The sequence below is a fragment of the Microbacterium sp. JZ70 genome, assembly GCF_053903225.1.
In genome coordinates, this window is record NZ_CP096405.1 from 1498649 (window position 1) to 1515643 (window position 16995).

Here is a 16995-nt window from a genome sequence, read left to right on the forward strand (position 1 = left end):
GGGTGTGAGCGAGACGGCGCCGCTCTCCGGGCGCGCCGATAGAATCGGCGCACGGGACGGCGATCCCTCCCGTACCGGAGCAGCCCTCATCGCGTCGGCAGGAGACACCCCCAATGACAGAACACGACCCGTTCGGCTTCGTCGGCCTCACCTACGACGACGTGCTGCTCCTCCCGGGGCACACCGACGTCATCCCCAGCGAAGCGGACACGTCGTCGCGGCTCACCCGCCGCATCCGGGTCGCCATCCCGCTCCTCTCGAGCGCGATGGACACCGTCACCGAAGCGCGGATGGCGATCGCGCTCGCCCGCCAGGGCGGCATCGGCATCCTCCACCGCAACCTCTCGATCGCCGACCAGGCCGCGGCCGTCGACCGCGTCAAGCGCAGCGAGTCGGGCATGATCACCGACCCGATCACGACCTCGCCCGACGCGACGATCGCCGAGGTCGACGCGATGTGCGCGAAGTACCGCATCTCGGGTCTGCCCGTCGTCGACGAGGACAACCGCCTCATCGGCATCATCACGAACCGCGACATGCGGTTCGTCTCCGACATCCAGCGCCCCGTGACGCGCGTGAAGGACGTCATGACGAGCGAGGGCCTCATCACCGGCCCCGTCGGCATCGCCGCCGAGCAGGTCATCGCCCTGTTCGCCGAGCACCGCGTCGAGAAGCTGCCGCTCATCGACGACGAGGGCAAGCTCGCCGGCCTCATCACCATCAAGGACTTCGACAAGAGCGAGAAGTACCCCCTCGCCACGAAGGACGACCAGGGGCGCCTCCGCGTGGGCGCCGCGATCGGCTTCTTCGGCGACGCGTGGGAGCGCGCTGAGGCGCTGCGCGACGCGGGTGTCGACGTCATCGTCGTCGACACGGCCAACGGGCAGTCGCAGGGCGTCATCGACATCGTCCGCCGTCTCAAGTCGGACGAGTCGTTCGCGCACATCGACGTGGTCGGCGGCAACATCGCCACACGCGAAGGCGCGCAGGCGCTCATCGAGGCGGGCGTCGACGCGGTCAAGGTCGGCGTCGGCCCCGGCTCGATCTGCACGACGCGCGTCGTCGCCGGTGTCGGCGTGCCGCAGGTGACCGCGATCTACGAGGCGTCGCTCGCGGCGCGCGCCGCCGACGTGCCCGTGATCGCGGATGGCGGCCTCCAGTACTCGGGCGACATCGCGAAGGCGCTCGTCGCCGGCGCCGACACGGTCATGCTCGGGTCGCTGCTCGCGGGCACGGAGGAGTCGCCGGGCGAGATCGTGTTCCAGGCCGGCAAGCAGTTCAAGCAGTACCGCGGCATGGGCTCGCTGGGCGCCATGCAGACGCGCGGCAAGCAGACCTCGTACTCGAAGGACCGCTACTTCCAGGCCGACGTCCCGAGCGACGACAAGCTCATCCCCGAGGGCATCGAGGGTCAGGTGCCCTACCGCGGGCCCCTCTCGGCGGTCGTGTACCAGCTCGTCGGCGGGCTGCGCCAGTCGATGTTCTACGTCGGCGCGCGCACGATCGACGAGCTCAAGACCCGCGGCAAGTTCGTCCGCATCACCTCGGCGGGTCTCAAGGAGTCGCACCCGCACGACGTGCAGATCGTCGTCGAGGCGCCGAACTACAAGCGCTGAGCCGCTCGACAGAAGGCCCCTGCTCCGGCGGGGGCCTTCGTCGTCGGCACCCCTGGACCCCTCCGAGCCCCGGGCGTACCGTGCGGGTATGTGCCGAAGCATCCACACCCTCCACAACTTCGAGCCCGCCGCGACCTCCGAGGAGGTGCACGCGGCGGCGCTGCAGTACGTCCGCAAGATCGCCGGCACGACGAAGCCGTCGAAGGCGAACCGTGAGGCGTTCGACCGCGCGGTCGCGGAGATCGCCCACGCCACCCAGCACCTGCTCGCCGACCTCGTCGCGACGACACCTCCCAAGAACCGCGAGGAGGAGGCCGAGAAGAAGCGCGCGAAGGCCATCGCCTCCGGCCGCTACGCGGCCTGATCGCGCGACGCGGCGCGGATCCGGATGGCCGTCACCCGGCCAGGTAGGCTGGGCGGGTGAGCAGTGACATCGAGCTGGGCCGCGGCAAGCGGGGTCGACCCGCGTACACGTTCGACGACATCGCGGTCGTGCCCTCGCGGCGCACGCGCAACCCCGAGGACGTGTCCACGACGTGGGCGATCGACGCGTACACGTTCGACGTGCCGGTCGTCGGCGCGCCGATGGACTCGGTCGTGAGCCCGCAGACCGCGATCATGCTGGGCAAGCTCGGCGGCCTCGGCGTCCTCGACCTCGAGGGTCTGTGGACGCGCTATGAGGACCCGGAGCCGCTGCTCGCGGAGATCGCGTCGCTGCCCGAGCGCTCCGCGACCGCCCGCATGCAGGCGCTTTACTCCGAGCCGATCAAGCCCGAGCTCATCACGGCGCGTCTCGCCGAGATCCGCGACGCCGGCGTCACGGTGGCCGGCGCGCTGTCGCCGCAGCGCACGAAGGAGCTCTACGAGACGGTCGTCGCCGCGGGCGTCGACCTGTTCGTGATCCGGGGCACCACGGTGTCCGCCGAGCACGTCTCGAGCGCGGCCGAGCCGCTGAACCTCAAGGAGTTCATCTACGAGCTCGACGTGCCGGTCATCGTCGGCGGCGTCGGCACGTACACGGCCGCCCTCCATCTCATGCGCACGGGCGCGGCCGGCGTGCTCGTCGGCTTCGGCGGGGGAGCCGCGTCGACGACCCGCGCGACCCTCGGCGTCACCACGCCCATGGCGACCGCGGTCGCCGACGTGGCCGGTGCGCGCCGCGACTACCTCGATGAGTCGGGCGGCCGCTACGTGCACGTGATCGCCGACGGCGGCGTCGGAACCTCGGGCGACATCGTGAAGGCGCTCGCCATGGGCGCGGACGCGGTGATGCTCGGCGTCGCGCTCGCCCGCGCGACCGATGCGCCCGGCAACGGCTACCACTGGGGGCCCGAGGCGCACCATCCGAAGCTCCCGCGCGGCCACCGCGTCAAGGTCGACCAGGTCGGCACGCTCGAGGAGGTCCTCTACGGGCCCGCCCTCGTGGCGGATGGCACGGCGAACCTCATCGGGGCGCTGCGCAAGTCGATGGCGACGACGGGATACTCCGACCTGAAGGAGTTCCAGCGCGTCGACGTCGTCGTGAACCCCGTGCACTGATGGCCGATCCCGCGCCACCCGCTGCGAGCGAGACGCAGGTCTTCCCGCCGACGCTGCGCGAGGTCATGCTGCGGCCGCGCTGGATCGCGATGCTGCTGCTGTGCCTCGTCGTGGCCGGCGTGTTCTCGTGGCTCCTGCAGTGGCAGCTCGCGCGCGCGATCGACACCGATCCCCCCGAGGACGGCGCGACCGAGATCATCCGCCCGATCGACGAGGTCGTGCGGCCGGGGCAGTACCTCGACGACGCGCTCGTCGGCCAGAAGGTCTCCCTCGAAGGCCAGTGGGTGCCCGGCGACTTCATCGTCGTCTCGTCGCGCTTCGACGACGGCGTCGAGGGCTACTGGGTCACGGGGCAGTTCGCCCTCGCGGTCTACCCCGAGAGCCGGTCGATCGCGGTCGCGCTCGGCTGGACCGCCTCCCGCGAGGACGCCGACGCCGCCGTGGCCGCACTCGAGGAGCGCGCGGAGGAGAAGTACGTCGCCCCCGAGCTGCGGCACGTCGTCGACTGGCAGCCGACGCCGCTCACCGGGCGGGTCATCTCCGACGAGGGGCCGCAGCTGCCGCCGGGTGACGACGTCGACGAGATGACGCGGATGTCGCCTGCCGCGCTGCTCAGCCGATGGCACGACACCGAGATCGACGGCGAGCGGATCGACGTCTACCGCCCGTACCTCACCTCGGATGACCCGGTCGCGGGCCTCGTCGAGACGGAGCTGACGGCGATCTCGTCGCCGGCTCCCGAGGTGGCGGGGCCGGTGAACTGGCTGAATCTCTTCTACGCGGTCGAGTGGGCGGTGTTCGCGGCGTTCTCGTTCTACCTCTGGTATCGCCTCGCGAAGGACGCGTGGGAGCGCGAGCTCGAGGAGCTCGCGGGCGGCGACCCCGACGACGAGTAGCCGTGGCCTCCGAAGCTGATCGGCGCGCGGGCCCGCCCGCGGAGCGGGTCGAGGAGCTCGCCCGGCGGATCGAGCTCGCCGCGCGCACCCGGCGGCGGTTCCTGCTCGGGGTCGCGGGCAGCCCCGGAGGGAAGACCACCCTCGCGGCGGCCCTGGTGGCGGCGCTCAACGCGCGCCGCGAGGGCAGTGCGGTCGCGCTGCCGATGGACGGGTTCCATCTCGCGAACGCGACGCTCGAGCGCCTGGGCCTGCGCGACCGCAAGGGAGCGATCGACACGTTCGACGGCTGGGGATTCGTCGCGCTCCTCGACAGGGTCCGCCGCGAGACGGGTCACACGGTCTACGCGCCCGCGTTCGAGCGCGACGTCGACGAGGGCGTGGCCGGGGCGATCGCGATCGAGCCGACGGCTCGGGTCGTCATCGTCGAGGGCAACTACCTGCTCATCGACCGGGAGCCGTGGCTCGGCGTCCGGGAGCGGATGGATGAGGTCTGGTTCTGCGCGACGCCCCCTGCCGAGCGCGAGTCACGGCTTGTCGCGCGGCACACACGGCACGGGCGGACGCCCGAGGCGGCCGCAGCGTGGGCACGCGACGTCGACGGCGCGAACGCCGTGCTGATCGAGGGATCGCGCGTCCGCGCCGACCTCGTCGTCTCGGGGATCACCGGCGAGTCGCTGGGGCCGCCGACGGGCTGACGTCGACGGCGGACGGTGCCCTGCCCGCGCAGCGGCCGCGGCCATCCGCCCATCGGCGAACCGCCAGGTGCGCCCCCACTAGAATCGAGGTATGCCACAGCCGCGGGTCTCATCCTTCCCCCAGATCCGCCGGGCGCTCCGCTTCTACCAGGTCTGCTCGGTCATCACGGGCGTCGGACTGCTTCTCCTGTGCGCCGAGATGGTGCTGAAGTACACGCCGCAGCTGGCCGTCGAGCTGTTCTTCCTCGACTCCCACGGCCTCTTCGCGTTCCGCGAGGTCGTCCCGAGCCCGACGGGGGAGCTCATCTCGACCGGTGACGGCATCAACCTGTCGCTCGGCATCCTCATCGTCCACGGCTGGTTCTACGTCGTGTACCTCTTCGCGTGCTTCCGCGTGTGGAGCCTCATGCGCTGGCCGTTCTGGCGCTTCCTGCTGCTCGCCGGCGGCGGCGTCGTGCCGTTCCTCTCCTTCTTCATGGAGTACTTCGTCGCCCGCGACGTCAAGCGCTACCTCGCCCAGCGCGAGGAGACCGCCGCCGAGAAGCGGGCCGCCAAGGCCGCCTCCGGCCCCTCGACTCCGTCCGCACCGACCCAGGAGGTCCCCCGATGAGCGCAGACACCGCTGCGCGCCCCGTCCTCGTCGTCGACTTCGGCGCGCAGTACGCCCAGCTCATCGCACGTCGCGTGCGCGAGGCGGGCGTCTACAGCGAGCTGGTGCCGCACACGATCACGGCCGCAGAGGTCGCCGAGAAGAACCCCGTCGCGATCATCCTCTCGGGTGGGCCGTCGTCGGTGTACGAGCCCGGCGCACCCTCCCTCGATCCCGGCGTCTTCGAGCTCGGGATCCCCACGCTCGGCATCTGCTACGGCTTCCAGGTCATGGCACAGGCGCTCGGCGGCGAGGTCGCCCACACCGGTCTGCGCGAGTACGGCGCGACCGATGCGGCCGTCGTCGGAGACGGCGGCGTCCTGCTGGGCGGCCAGCCCAGCGAGCAGAACGTGTGGATGAGCCACGGCGACCAGGTCGCCCAGGCGCCAGAGGGCTTCCAGGTGCTGGCCTCCACGGCCGTCACGCCCGTCGCCGCCTTCGGGAACGACGAGCGCTGCCTCTACGGCGTGCAGTGGCACCCCGAGGTGAAGCACTCCGACTTCGGCCAGAACGTGCTGGAGAACTTCCTGCACAAGGCCGCGGGCCTCCCCGCAGACTGGAACAGCGGCAACGTCATCGAGGAGCAGGTGCAGCGCATCCGGGAGCAGGTCGGCTCGGCGCGCGTCATCTCGGCCCTCTCCGGCGGCGTGGACTCGGCGGTCTCGACGGCCCTCGTGCACCGCGCGATCGGCGACCAGCTGACCGCCGTCTTCGTCGACCACGGGCTCCTCCGCAAGGGAGAGCGCGAGCAGGTCGAGAAGGACTACGTCGCCTCGACGGGCGTCCGCCTCATCACGGTCGACGCGGCCGACACCTTCCTCGGCCACCTCGCGGGCGTCACCGACCCCGAGGAGAAGCGCAAGATCATCGGCCGCGAGTTCATCCGCGCCTTCGAGAAGGTGCAGCGCGAGCTCGTCGAGGAGGCCAAGGCCGAGGGCGAGCCCATCCGCTTCCTCGTCCAGGGCACCCTCTACCCCGACGTGGTGGAGTCCGGCGGCGGCGCCGGCACGGCGAACATCAAGAGCCACCACAACGTCGGCGGTCTGCCCGATGACCTCGACTTCGAGCTCATCGAGCCGCTGCGCACCCTGTTCAAGGACGAGGTGCGCGCGATCGGCCGCGAGCTCGGCCTCCCCGAGGCGATCGTCGGCCGCCAGCCCTTTCCGGGGCCCGGCCTTGGCATCCGCATCGTGGGCGAGGTCACCGCTGACCGTCTCGAGATCCTGCGTGACGCCGACGCCATCGCGCGCGAGGAGCTGAGCGCGGCCGGTCTCGACAGCGAGATCTGGCAGTGCCCCGTCGTGCTGCTCGCCGACGTCCGCTCGGTGGGTGTGCAGGGCGACGGCCGCACGTACGGCCATCCGATCGTGCTGCGTCCGGTCTCGAGCGAGGACGCGATGACCGCCGACTGGACGCGTCTGCCGTACGACGTGCTGTCGAAGATCTCCAACCGCATCACGAACGAGGTGCGCGAGGTGAACCGCGTCGTGCTCGACGTCACCTCGAAGCCCCCGGGGACGATCGAGTGGGAGTGATCCCGCCCCCGCTGAAGGCCGCCGCTGCACCCGCAGCGGCGGCCTTCGCCGTTCAGAGGCTGTTCAGCACCGCCCGCTCGTCGACCGTCCATCGCTGCATGCGATTGTCCGAGAACGCGTAGCCCAGCACCCGATAACGGTCGCTCTTCGTGTAGGGGCGCAGATTCCCGTCGTACTCCGAGGTGTGCTTCGCGAAGTCCCACGCGAACGGGCTGCCCTTCGGGTTGAGCATGACGAAGTACTCACCGGGAGGGAGCACGTTCATCTCGATCGGATGCTCGACGCGCTCGCCGTGCATCGTCACGTCGATGACGATGTCGTGGAAGGTCGAGCCTGATGTGTTGGACACGACGACGCCGTAGACGCGCGGGTCGCGCTCGACGTCTGTCACAGCCCAGGCCGTGAGCTCTGTCGCCTGCGCCTTCCGCTCACGATCTTCCTCAGCAAGGCGGCGACGACGCTCGCCGATGTACTGAAACGCTGCGATCGCGATCGCCAGCGTTGTGAGCCACGTGGGCAGATCACCCAACCAGTTCGGCCAATCCATGAGCATCCCCCTGCTCCTGTGCGCCCGTCCGGCGCGCCTGACACCATCCTGCCTCGCGCGACTCGCGCCCGCGAGAATGGGACGATGACGTCCTACCGCATGCGCGACCGGCTCATCCGCGATCACACCGTCACCGTGCCCCTCGACTGGACCGCACCCGACGACGGCCGCACCATCGATGTGTTCGCCCGCGAGGTCGCCCACGTCGACCGCGTCGACGCACCGCTGCTCGTCTTCCTCCAGGGCGGTCCGGGCGGCACCGGGCCGCGCCCGATGCCCGGCGGCGGAGACTGGATCGACGAGGTGCTGAAGACGCACCGGCTGCTGCTCCTCGACCAGCGCGGCACGGGGCGCTCCACGCGTGTCGAACGCGCCTCGATCGCGGGCATGACCGCGGACGACGCGGCCGCCTACATCCGGCTCTTCCGTGCCGAGCAGATCGTCGCCGACCTCGAGCACCTCCGCCGCACGGTGTTCGGCGGCCTGCGCTGGCAGACGCTCGGGCAGAGCTACGGAGGGTTCCTCACGCTCACGTATCTGTCCTTCCATCCCGAAGCCCTTGCCGCGTCGTACGTCACAGGAGGGCTCACCTCGGTCGATCCCGATCCCGCCGAGGTCTACCGCCGCACGATCCCGCGCGTCGAGGCGAAGACCGCCGAGTTCTACCGTCGCTATCCGGAGGACGCCGACACGCTCGCGCGCATCGTCGACATCCTCGAGGGCTCCGACGTGCGCCTGCCCAGCGGCGACCGGCTCTCCGCGCGCCGGCTGCAGACGCTCGGCATCGAGTTCGGCATGAAGCCGGGTTTCGAGCGGATGCACTGGCTCCTCGACGAGGCCTTCTCGCGCCCTGGCGTGCCGAGCGATCACTTCCTCGCCGAAGTCGACGCCGCCACGCAGTACTGGCGCGGACCGCTGTACGCGCTCCTGCAGGAGGAGATCTACGCGGAAGGCGACGGCGCGACCGCGTGGGCCGCTCAGCGTGTGCGCGACGAGCGGGGCGGACTGCCCGCGACCGACGGGCCGATGCCGTTCACGGGGGAGATGTTCTTCCCGTGGATGTTCGACGAGATCGCGTCGCTGCGGCCCTTCCGCGATGCCGCGCATGCGCTCGCGGATCGCGTCGACCATCCGAGCCTGTACGACCGGACGCGGCTCGCGCGCAACGAGGTGCCGGTCGCCGCCGCGATGTACTACGACGACATGTACGTCGACTTCCCGCAGGCCGAGGAGACCGCGCGCTTCGTGCCGCACACGCACCTCTGGGTGACGAACGAGTACGAGCACGACGGGCTCCGTCAGGACCCGCGCATCGTGCGCGCCCTCATCGACCGCGTCGTCGCCGAGGGCGGACCGCTCGCCTGAACCGGCTGTGGCGCCTGTCCGGGTCGCCCGGGTGGCGCCGCCGGATGTCCGGGTCGCGGTTTCCGTCTGTATTGGGGCCGTTGGGGACGCGAAGTGCGACCTGGGTGGGGCCGCCGGTGTTCGGGTCGCGGTTGCCGTCTGTCTTCGGGCCGTTGGGGACGCGAACTGCGACCTGGGCGGCGGCCGCCGGTGTTCGGGTCGCGGTTGCCGTCCGTATTGGGGCTGTTGGGGACGCGAAGTGCGACCTGGACGGTCCCGCCGATGTTCGGGTCGCGGTTGCCGTCCGTATTCGGGCTGTTGGGGACGCGAACTGCGACCTGGACGGTCCCGCCGACCCCCCAACCCCGCACCCGGCCCCCAACCCAGCCCCCAACCCCGCCCCGCCCGCCCCGTGTACGCTTGTACACACATCCGCAGATCGCGGATGGATCAGGAGACCCGGTGAGCATGTCCTCCCCGCCCTCGCGCGAGGCGCGCAGGGCCCGCGGCGCGGTGTCCGCGCTCTTCTTCACGAACGGCGCGATCTACGCCAACGTCATCCCACGCTTCCCCGAGATCAAGGACGCGCTGGGCCTCAGCGATACCCTCTATGGCGCCTCGATCGCCGCGATGCCGGTCGGCGCGCTCCTGTCGGGGCTCGCCGCCGCCGCGATCATCCGCCGTCTCGGATCCGGCCGCGTCGCGGTCATCGGCTCCGTGCTCCTCGCCGCCACCATGCTCGGGGTCGGCCTCGCGCCGGTGCCGATCCTCTTCGCCCTCGGCCTCTTCCTCGCGGGCGTCCTCGATTCGGTGACCGACGTGGGGCAGAACGCCCATGGCCTGCGCGTGCAGAAGCGGTATGGGCGCTCGATCATCAACGGCTTCCACGCCATCTGGTCGCTCGGCGCGGTCGTCGGCGGCTTCATGTCGGCCGGAGCGATCGCGATCGGCCTCCCGCTCGGCGTGCACCTAGCGATCACCGGGGCGCTCTTCGCCGCGACGGCGATCGTCGCGCTGCGCTTCTGCCTGCCCGGTCCCGAGGAGGAGTCGGGCGACGCCGAGACGCCGACTACCACCGCCGCAGCGGCACCGACCGCGCGCCGGACGCCGCGCATCGCGCTCGTCATGGCCGGGCTGGCGGTCATCGCGATCGCCGGGACGATCGTCGAGGAGGTCGGCAGCTCCTGGGCGACCCTCTACATGCGCGAATCGCTCGGCGCGCCCGCGGCGCTCGCCGCGATGGGCTTCATCGCGCTCATCGGGTTCCAGTTCATCGGGCGCCTCGTCGGCGACCGCCTCGTCGACCGGTTCGGGCAGCGGATGGTCGCGGTCGCGGGCGGCGCGCTCGTCACGCTCGGCATGGGGTCGGCTCTCGCATGGCCCTCGGTCCCGCTCACCCTCGTCGGGTTCGCCGCGGCGGGATTCGGCGTCGCGACGCTCGTGCCGGCCGCCATGCACGCCGCCGACGAGCTGCCGGGCCTGCGCCCCGGCACCGGGCTCACCGTCGTGACGTGGCTCATGCGCCTCGGGTTCCTCATCTCACCGCTCGTCATCGGCACGATCTCCGACGCGACCGAGCTGAGGGTGAGCCTCGTCATCGTGCCGGTGGCGGGTCTGCTCGTGATCGCGCTCTCGGGCTTCCTCGAGCGCCGGCGCGCGTAGCCGTTCTGCTCTGGGCGGAAAGGGGTGCGCGCGCGAGCCGCGATGCCTACCGTGAGGGCATGGCCGAACTGCTTCCGCTCCCGTCGCGCCCCGTCGAGCCGGATCCGCTCTGGCGACATCTCGTCGGCGACCGGCTGCGGCGCATGCGCCACGAGCGCGGGGAGACGCTCGCCGAGGTCGCGCGGCGCGCGGGTGTGTCGGTGCAGTACCTCTCCGAGGTCGAGCGCGGGCGCAAGGAGCCCTCGAGCGAGATCGTCGCGGCCATCCTCGGCGCTCTCGGCGGCACGCTCCTCGACCTGACCGCCGGCGTGGCGGACGACCTGCGCGCGACGGCGCTGGCCCCCGCGACGCTGCAGGCGCCGGGCGCGGTGCTCGCCCTCGCCGCCTGACGGCCGACCGGGGCGCGACCGCCGCGCCCCGGCCATCCTGCCGTCCGTCCGTCAGTGCCGCTCCAGGACGACGTCGGCGAGCCCGTACTCGACGGCGGCGCGTGCGGTGAAGACGCGGTCGCGGTCCGTGTCGCGGCGCAGGGTCTCGACGTCGTGCCCGGTGTGGTGCGACAGGACTCCCTCCATGTCGCCGCGCACGCGCACGAGCTCGTCGGCGTGCAGGATGAGGTCGGGGATGGCCCCGCGCCCCTGCGCCGCCGGCTGGTTGAGCACGACGCGCGCGTGCGGGAGCACGGCTCGCTTGCCGGGCGCCCCCGCCGCGAGCAGCACGGCGCCGACGCCGATGGCCTGGCCGACGCACGTCGTCGCGACGTCGGGTCGGATGTACTGCAGCGTGTCGTAGACGCCGAGCATGGCCGCGGGGTCGCCGCCCTCGCAGTTGATGTAGAGCTGCACGTCGCGGTCGGGCGCGAACGACTCGAGATGCAGGAGCTGCGCGATGAGCGCGTTCGCGACGCCCGCGTCGATGGGCGTGCCGAGGTACACGACCCGCTCGGCGAGCAGGTGCGAGTACACGTCCATGATGCGCTCGCCGCGGCCGTCGCGGGTGATGACGTTGGGGATCGTGTAGGTGCTCATGCCGCCTCCGCTCCGAGCCCGATGCGGACGCGCCGCTCGGGCATGACCTCGTGGAATCCGCTCACGATCGCGTCGATGAAGCCGTAGTCCCTGGCGTCTTCCGCCGTGAACCAGTTGTCGTGCAGCGAGTCCTCGAAGACGCGCGCGAGCGGCTGGCCTGTGTCCTCGCTGATGAGGCCGAGCACCGTGTCGCGCAGCCGGCGGAGGTCGTCGGCCTGCAGCTCGACGTCGACGGCCGTGCCTCCGATGCCCGAGGAGCCCTGATGCAGCAGGATCCGGGCGTGGGGGAGGGCGCGGCGCTTGCCGGGCGTCCCCGCCGAGAGCAGGAACTGCCCCGCGCTGCAGGCCAGGCCGATCGCGAGCGTCGAGACGTCGCACGGGACGAGCCGCATCACGTCGCGGATCGCGAGCATCGACGGCACGGAGCCGCCGGGGGAGTGGATCCACAGCGCGATCTCGCCCTGCGGATCCTCGGCGGCGAGCGCGAGCATCTGCGTCGTGAGGAGCATGCCGTTGTCGTCGTCGAGCACGCCGTCGAGCACGAGCACGCGGCGGTGGTAGAGCTCACGGCGGGCCTCCGCCGTGAACTGCGGGATCTTCGGTTCGTCTGCCATGCACCCAGCGTGCGCGCGCCATCCGCTCGCCGGGCGGGAATCGGCTCAAGGCGGATCTGCCCCGAGCGGATGGCGGATCTGCCCCGAGCGGATGGCCGCGACGCGAGAGAGCGGATGGCCGCGCCGATGGAGAGCGGATGGCCGCGCCGCGAGGACGCGCCCGGCGCTCAGGCGCGCCCGAACGTCTCCGGGTCGACGGGCCGAGCGCGCCGCGGGAGCCCCTGCACGACAAGGAGGTACGACTCGGTCACGAGTTCGTCGACGAGCTCGGGCGTGAGCCCCGGGCCGGGCGTGAGGGTGATCCAGTGCCGCTTGTTCATGTGATAGCCGGGGGCGATCTCGGCGAACGTCGCGCGCAGCGCCTCCCCGTCCTCGGGGCGCGCCTTGAGGTTCACCATCGCCTCTCCGCCGCGCACGGTCTGCAGCATGAAGACCTTGCCGCGCACCTTGAAGACCTCCCATTCGGGTCCGAAGGGGTACTCGAGCGTCATGCCCGGAAGCTCCTCCGCGCGCTCGGCCGCGTGGCGCTGCAGGTCGTCGCCGTCCATCCGCACTCTCCTCGTCGTCGGTCCTCCGCCAGCGTACGCATCCGCGCGGAGTCACAGACCGGTGTCGTCGGTCGTGACCGGAACGGACATCGCCCGTAACACCGCGACGCGTCCCGCGAAACGTCGTGCCGCCATCCTGGAGGCACCCCTCGAGATCCACGGAGTCGCCATGTCCTACGTGAAGCCCGCCGACCTCGTCACGCGCATGATCGATGCCGGCGAGTCGAAGATCCTCATGTCCACCCGTGACACGATCATCCGCGCGTTCATGGGCGGGGCCATCCTCGCCCTGGGCGCCGCGTTCGCCGTGACCGTGTCGACGAACACGGGTCAGCCGCTTCTGGGCGCCCTGCTCTTCCCGGCGGGATTCGTGCTGCTGTACCTGCTCGGGTTCGACCTCCTCACCGGCGTCTTCACGCTCGCGCCCCTGGCCTGGCTCGACAAGCGGCCTGGCGTCTCGGGCGGCGGCGTGCTGCGCAACTGGGGGCTCGTGTTCCTCGGCAACTTCCTCGGCGCGTTCACGGTCGCGGTGCTCATGGCGATCGTGTTCACCTACGGCTTCGCGGCCGAGCCGAACGCGATCGGCCAGGCCATCGGAGAGATCGGCCACGGCCGCACGGTCGGCTATGCGGAGTACGGCGCCTCGGGCATGCTGACGCTCTTCGTGCGCGGCGTCCTCTGCAACTGGATGGTGTCGACCGGCGTCGTCGCGGCCATGATGTCGGACAGCGTCGCGAGCAAGGTCATCGCGATGTGGCTGCCCATCATGCTCTTCTTCTACATGGGCTTCGAGCACTCGATCGTGAACATGTTCCTGTTCCCGTCGGGTCTGCTCCTCGGCGCCGACTTCACGCTCGTGGACTACCTCGTGTGGAACGAGATCCCCACCGTCGTCGGCAACCTCGTGGGCGGCCTCTCGTTCGTGGGTCTCACGATCTACGCCACGCACGGCCGGACGGCCCCGAAGCGCGTCGCGCTCGTGAAGCCGAACGGCAAGCGCTTCGCGGCCGCCCCGACCCGGGTGCCGGCCGAGCTCGCGGACCAGCTCTGAGACCGACGGGAGCCGGGACGCCTCGCGCGTCCGGGCTCCCGCATGTCCGGGCATCCTGTTCGGGTGTGCCGTTCGGGCTCGCTCCTTCGGGCGTACCGGGATTCGGATGGCTGGGGCTGGTGTGCGCGTGTCGGCCTCAGCGGGCGACGTGTGCCCCACGGGTCCGATTCCGGGGACGGTGGGTGAGGGAGCGTCGCGTCGTTCCGGTGTCCGGATTCGGATGGCTGGGGCTGGTGTGCGCGTGTCGGCCTCAGTGGGCGACGTGTGCCCCACGGGTCCGATTCCGGGTACGGCGGGCACGGCCTGGTGCGGGGAGGCGGCTCAGCCGCGCCCGCCGCCCGGGCCGCCCATCCCTCCGCCGCCCATCCCGCCCGCGAGGGCCTGGCCGGTCGTCGCGGTCGCGACGGAGGCGCCGTCGACCGAGATGTCATACGACGCACCCGATACGACGTCGGCGCTCGAGAACACGACGGCCCCGAAGTCCTTCTCGGCGGTCGTCGAGAACAGCACCGTGCCGTCCTCCGCGACGATCTCGATGGTCGACCCTGCAGCGCCCGACGCGGAAGCCGCGACCCAGGCCTGAGCCGATTCCGTCGCGGGGGAGCCGCTCATGCCGCCCGAGTCGAGCGCGAGCACCGTGCCTCCCGAGATCGTGAGCGAACCGTTCGTGTCGAGCGCGCCGTTGCCCGAGCTCGTCGGGCCGTAGACGACCGTCGTGCCGCCCGTGATCTCCATCGAGCCGTTCGAGTCGAGCCCGTCGCCGTCGGAGTCGATCGTGACCTCGCCGCCCGCGATGAGCACGAGCTCGCCGGAGTCCTGCATGCCGCCTCCTCCCATGCCGCCCTGCATCTCCTCACCCGACGCCGTGTCGGAGCTCGAGCCCGCCGATCCGTTGATGCCGTCGTCGGTCGCCGTGATGTCGATGACGCCGCCGCCGATCGCGATCGTGCCGGCCTCGATGCCCTCCTCCGCCGAGATCGCGATGTCTCCGCCCGTGATGACGATGTCGGTGTAGCCGTCGATCCCGTCGCTGCCTGCGATGATGTCGAGCGTGCCGCCCTCGATCTTGACGTAGCCCTGGGTCTCGTCCGCATCCTGATCGGAGGCGAGTCCGTCGCCGCCGGCGTCCACGGTGATCGTGCCGTCGCGGACCGTCAGCGAGTCGTTGCCCTTCAGCCCGTCGTCGGCGGCGGTCACGGTGATCTCGCCGGAGAAGATGACGAGGTCGTCCTTGCTCGCGATGCCGTCCTCCGCTTCCCCCTCGACGGTGAGCGCTCCTGTGCCGGAGATCGTCAGATCCGCGTCGGCCCAGATCGCGGCGTTCGCGTCGGCATCGGCGGAATACGCGCCCGTCGACGCGACGGCGTTGGTCGAGCCCTCGGCGAGGAAGAGCGCGACGTCGTCGGCAGTCGTCACCTGGATGGCCGGGGCGTCGGCTGCCGCGATCGTCGCGCCGTCGAGGATGAGCACGACCTGCGCGTCGTCGGGCGCGGCCACGACGATCGATCCCGTGTAGTCGCCCGACAGACGGTACACGCCGGCCTCCGAGATGGTCACCGTGCCGTCCGCGACCGTCACGCCCGGGGCATCCGTCGTGGCTTCGGTTCCCGACAGGGCGATGTCGACGGCGTCGTCGGCCGACCACTCGTCGTCGTTCACGACGGTCTGGTCGGCGTTGGCGTCGCTCACCGCGGTGACGCTCGCGACCTCGGCGGTGGAGGCCGAGCTCGCGTGGACGACGAAGCGGACGAGGAGTCCGACGTGGAGCCGGCTGCGGTGTCGGTGGCCGCGCTCGCGATGGCGGAGCAGCCGGTGACGGCCGCGACGGCGAGGGCGAAGGCGAGGCCGAGGCCCACACGCGCGGTGCGGGCGGAGCGGCGGGGTTCGGTGTTCATGAGGGCTCCTGTCGGGTCAGGCGGCGGGTGCGAAGTGGGTGCGGAGCACGCGGCTCCACTTGTTGGAGGGCAGATCGGGGTGCAGGGCGGCAAGGCCCGTGGCGAACTTGCTGATGCCGACCGGGCGGACACCTCCGCGCCAGAGCAGCCGGTCGAGTGACGACGCGCGAGCGGCGGACTTCGTCTCGACGATCACGAGGTCGGGGCGGTGCATCCGTCCGCCCCAGGCATCGGCCCACGCGAGCTCGGTGTCGACCGTCGCGCGGGCGCCCTCGGGCAGGAGCAGCGTCGTGCGCCGATAGGCCGTGTGCAGCGTCGGCGTGAGCGTGTCGGCGATGCCGGCGTCGAGACCGAGCGACGCGACGGCCTCGGCGGCGTAGCCGCGGCCCTCGTCGGTGAGGCGGTCGACCGCGTCGGCGGGGTGCGCGATCCGCTCCTTCACGGTCGTGCCGCGGCTGCCACGCGTCTTCATCTCGAGGAAGGCCGCGTCGGTGTCGACGTAGTGCCGCGCGCGCAGCTTGAAGCGGCGCCGCCGGCCGAGCGCCGCGAGGCGGTAGCTCAGGAGATCGGGGGTGTCGAAGTACATCGTGCCGTACTGCGACGCGCGGTCGCCGTCGATCTCCAGGACCCGGGTGCGGCGATCGACCTGATCGAGGATCCGCACGGCGTCGTCGGCCGTCATGAGGTACTTGCGGTCGACGCGGGTGAGCAGCTCGGCCTCCTCGACGAGCTCGTCGAGGGACAGCGGGGTGAAGCGGCCCGCGAACCGCTCCGAGAGGCTCACGCGGCCACCTCCTCGCGGACGGCGGAGATGCGGATGGCCGCGGCCGGGCGCACGCGATAGCGCACGTCCACGAGCGTGGTGTCGTTGACGAAGTCGATGTGCTGGACGGAGAACGCCCGCACCTCGCCCCCGAGCCGCTCCTCGAGGGCGCACCGCAGCTGGTCGTCGTCGCCGATGGCCTCGTCGAGCTCGACCGTGCGGTGCCGGTAGGAGGCGAACAGAGCGGGATGGTCGACGACGGCGAGTGCGAGCACGACGACCGCGACGAGCACGGTCGGGAGCACGTCGAACGTCGGCGCGAGGCCCGTCAGCAGCCCGATGGCGAGCGCCGCGAAGTAGTAGGCGACCTCGCGCTGAGAGATCTCGCTCGAGCGGAGGCGGATGATCGACAGGACGCCGAACAGACCCAGCCCCAGGCCGACGGCCACCTCGGCCGAAGCGAGCACATTCGAGACCGCGAAGACGCCGATGTTGACGCCGAAGAACGCGACGACGAGGTCGCGCCGCCGGTGGCGGTGGAAGTAGACGGCGACCGTGAGCAGCGTGATGGCGGCCAGGTCGACGGCGAGCATCGTGAGATCGGGCATGTCGT

At 71.3% G+C, this 16995-nt stretch carries 18 protein-coding genes; 11 read left to right on the forward strand and 7 right to left on the reverse strand.

Annotated features, from left to right (window positions below; genetic code table 11):
• Window positions 1-113: 113 nt before the first annotated feature.
• The 7 genes from guaB (at window position 114) to guaA (ending at window position 6930) form a co-directional block, all read left to right on the forward strand.
• Window positions 114-1616 carry an IMP dehydrogenase gene (gene guaB, locus M1D46_RS06785; RefSeq protein WP_456286986.1) on the forward strand — a complete coding sequence of 501 codons (1503 nt, stop codon included), beginning with the start codon at window positions 114-116 and terminating at the stop codon, window positions 1614-1616.
• A gap of 88 nt (window positions 1617-1704) precedes the next feature.
• Window positions 1705-1980 carry a DUF2277 domain-containing protein gene (locus tag M1D46_RS06790; protein WP_282978196.1) on the forward strand — a complete coding sequence of 92 codons (276 nt, stop codon included), beginning with the start codon at window positions 1705-1707 and terminating at the stop codon, window positions 1978-1980.
• A gap of 56 nt (window positions 1981-2036) precedes the next feature.
• Window positions 2037-3155 carry a GuaB3 family IMP dehydrogenase-related protein gene (locus M1D46_RS06795; protein WP_271172329.1) on the forward strand — a complete coding sequence of 373 codons (1119 nt, stop codon included), beginning with the start codon at window positions 2037-2039 and terminating at the stop codon, window positions 3153-3155.
• A gap of 65 nt (window positions 3156-3220) precedes the next feature.
• Window positions 3221-4051 carry an SURF1 family cytochrome oxidase biogenesis protein gene (locus M1D46_RS06800; protein WP_282978266.1) on the forward strand — a complete coding sequence of 277 codons (831 nt, stop codon included), beginning with the start codon at window positions 3221-3223 and terminating at the stop codon, window positions 4049-4051.
• Window positions 4052-4053: 2 nt separating this feature from the next.
• On the forward strand, window positions 4054-4746 hold the full coding sequence (locus M1D46_RS06805; protein WP_456286987.1) for a nucleoside/nucleotide kinase family protein: 693 nt from the start codon (window positions 4054-4056) through the stop codon (window positions 4744-4746).
• 91 nt (window positions 4747-4837) lie between these two features.
• On the forward strand, window positions 4838-5356 hold the full coding sequence (locus M1D46_RS06810; protein ID WP_282978194.1) for a DUF3817 domain-containing protein: 519 nt from the start codon (window positions 4838-4840) through the stop codon (window positions 5354-5356).
• Window positions 5353-6930, forward strand: coding sequence for a glutamine-hydrolyzing GMP synthase (gene guaA / locus M1D46_RS06815; RefSeq protein ID WP_271172326.1), 1578 nt, complete (start codon window positions 5353-5355; stop codon window positions 6928-6930). Before M1D46_RS06810 ends, guaA begins: the two co-directional genes overlap by 4 nt.
• A 52-nt stretch (window positions 6931-6982) precedes the next feature.
• On the opposite strand, the gene M1D46_RS06820 is transcribed toward guaA, so the two are convergent.
• A complete protein-coding gene (locus M1D46_RS06820) occupies window positions 6983-7321 on the reverse strand; it encodes a hypothetical protein (protein WP_456286988.1) in 339 nt (112 codons plus the stop codon).
• 240 nt (window positions 7322-7561) lie between these two features.
• Here M1D46_RS06820 and M1D46_RS06825 point away from each other — a divergent pair, with 240 nt between their 5' ends.
• The 3 genes from M1D46_RS06825 (at window position 7562) to M1D46_RS06835 (ending at window position 10872) form a co-directional block, all read left to right on the forward strand.
• Complete coding sequence (locus M1D46_RS06825) at window positions 7562-8842, forward strand: alpha/beta fold hydrolase (RefSeq protein WP_456286989.1); 1281 nt, start codon at window positions 7562-7564, stop codon at window positions 8840-8842.
• Window positions 8843-9289: 447 nt separating this feature from the next.
• Window positions 9290-10483 carry an MFS transporter gene (locus tag M1D46_RS06830; protein ID WP_282978265.1) on the forward strand — a complete coding sequence of 398 codons (1194 nt, stop codon included), beginning with the start codon at window positions 9290-9292 and terminating at the stop codon, window positions 10481-10483.
• A gap of 59 nt (window positions 10484-10542) precedes the next feature.
• Window positions 10543-10872, forward strand: coding sequence for a helix-turn-helix domain-containing protein (locus tag M1D46_RS06835; RefSeq protein WP_271172321.1), 330 nt, complete (start codon window positions 10543-10545; stop codon window positions 10870-10872).
• A 51-nt stretch (window positions 10873-10923) separates the two neighbouring features.
• On the opposite strand, the gene M1D46_RS06840 is transcribed toward M1D46_RS06835, so the two are convergent.
• The 3 genes from M1D46_RS06840 to M1D46_RS06850 form a co-directional block, all read right to left on the reverse strand.
• Entirely contained in the window at window positions 10924-11511 is a 588-nt protein-coding gene (locus M1D46_RS06840) for a ClpP family protease (protein WP_282978190.1), read from the reverse strand.
• The gene (locus M1D46_RS06845; protein ID WP_282978189.1) at window positions 11508-12125 is read right to left on the reverse strand and encodes a ClpP family protease; all 618 of its coding nucleotides are present in this window, start codon (window positions 12123-12125) and stop codon (window positions 11508-11510) included. The genes M1D46_RS06840 and M1D46_RS06845 overlap by 4 nt, the downstream gene beginning before the upstream one ends.
• Before the next feature lie 167 nt (window positions 12126-12292).
• Entirely contained in the window at window positions 12293-12673 is a 381-nt protein-coding gene (locus M1D46_RS06850; protein ID WP_456286990.1) for an MmcQ/YjbR family DNA-binding protein, read from the reverse strand.
• Window positions 12674-12842: 169 nt separating this feature from the next.
• Between M1D46_RS06850 and M1D46_RS06855 the strand changes: the two genes are divergently transcribed.
• The gene (locus tag M1D46_RS06855) at window positions 12843-13724 is read left to right on the forward strand and encodes a formate/nitrite transporter family protein (RefSeq protein ID WP_282978187.1); all 882 of its coding nucleotides are present in this window, start codon (window positions 12843-12845) and stop codon (window positions 13722-13724) included.
• Window positions 13725-14045: 321 nt separating this feature from the next.
• On the opposite strand, the gene M1D46_RS06860 is transcribed toward M1D46_RS06855, so the two are convergent.
• From M1D46_RS06860 to M1D46_RS06870, 3 genes are all read right to left on the reverse strand, one after another.
• On the reverse strand, window positions 14046-15413 hold the full coding sequence (locus M1D46_RS06860; RefSeq protein ID WP_456286991.1) for a carbohydrate-binding domain-containing protein: 1368 nt from the start codon (window positions 15411-15413) through the stop codon (window positions 14046-14048).
• Window positions 15414-15635: 222 nt separating this feature from the next.
• Window positions 15636-16403, reverse strand: coding sequence for a polyphosphate polymerase domain-containing protein (locus M1D46_RS06865; protein WP_456286992.1), 768 nt, complete (start codon window positions 16401-16403; stop codon window positions 15636-15638).
• Entirely contained in the window at window positions 16400-16990 is a 591-nt protein-coding gene (locus M1D46_RS06870; protein ID WP_271172314.1) for a DUF4956 domain-containing protein, read from the reverse strand. Before M1D46_RS06870 ends, M1D46_RS06865 begins: the two co-directional genes overlap by 4 nt.
• Window positions 16991-16995 lie beyond the last annotated feature (5 nt).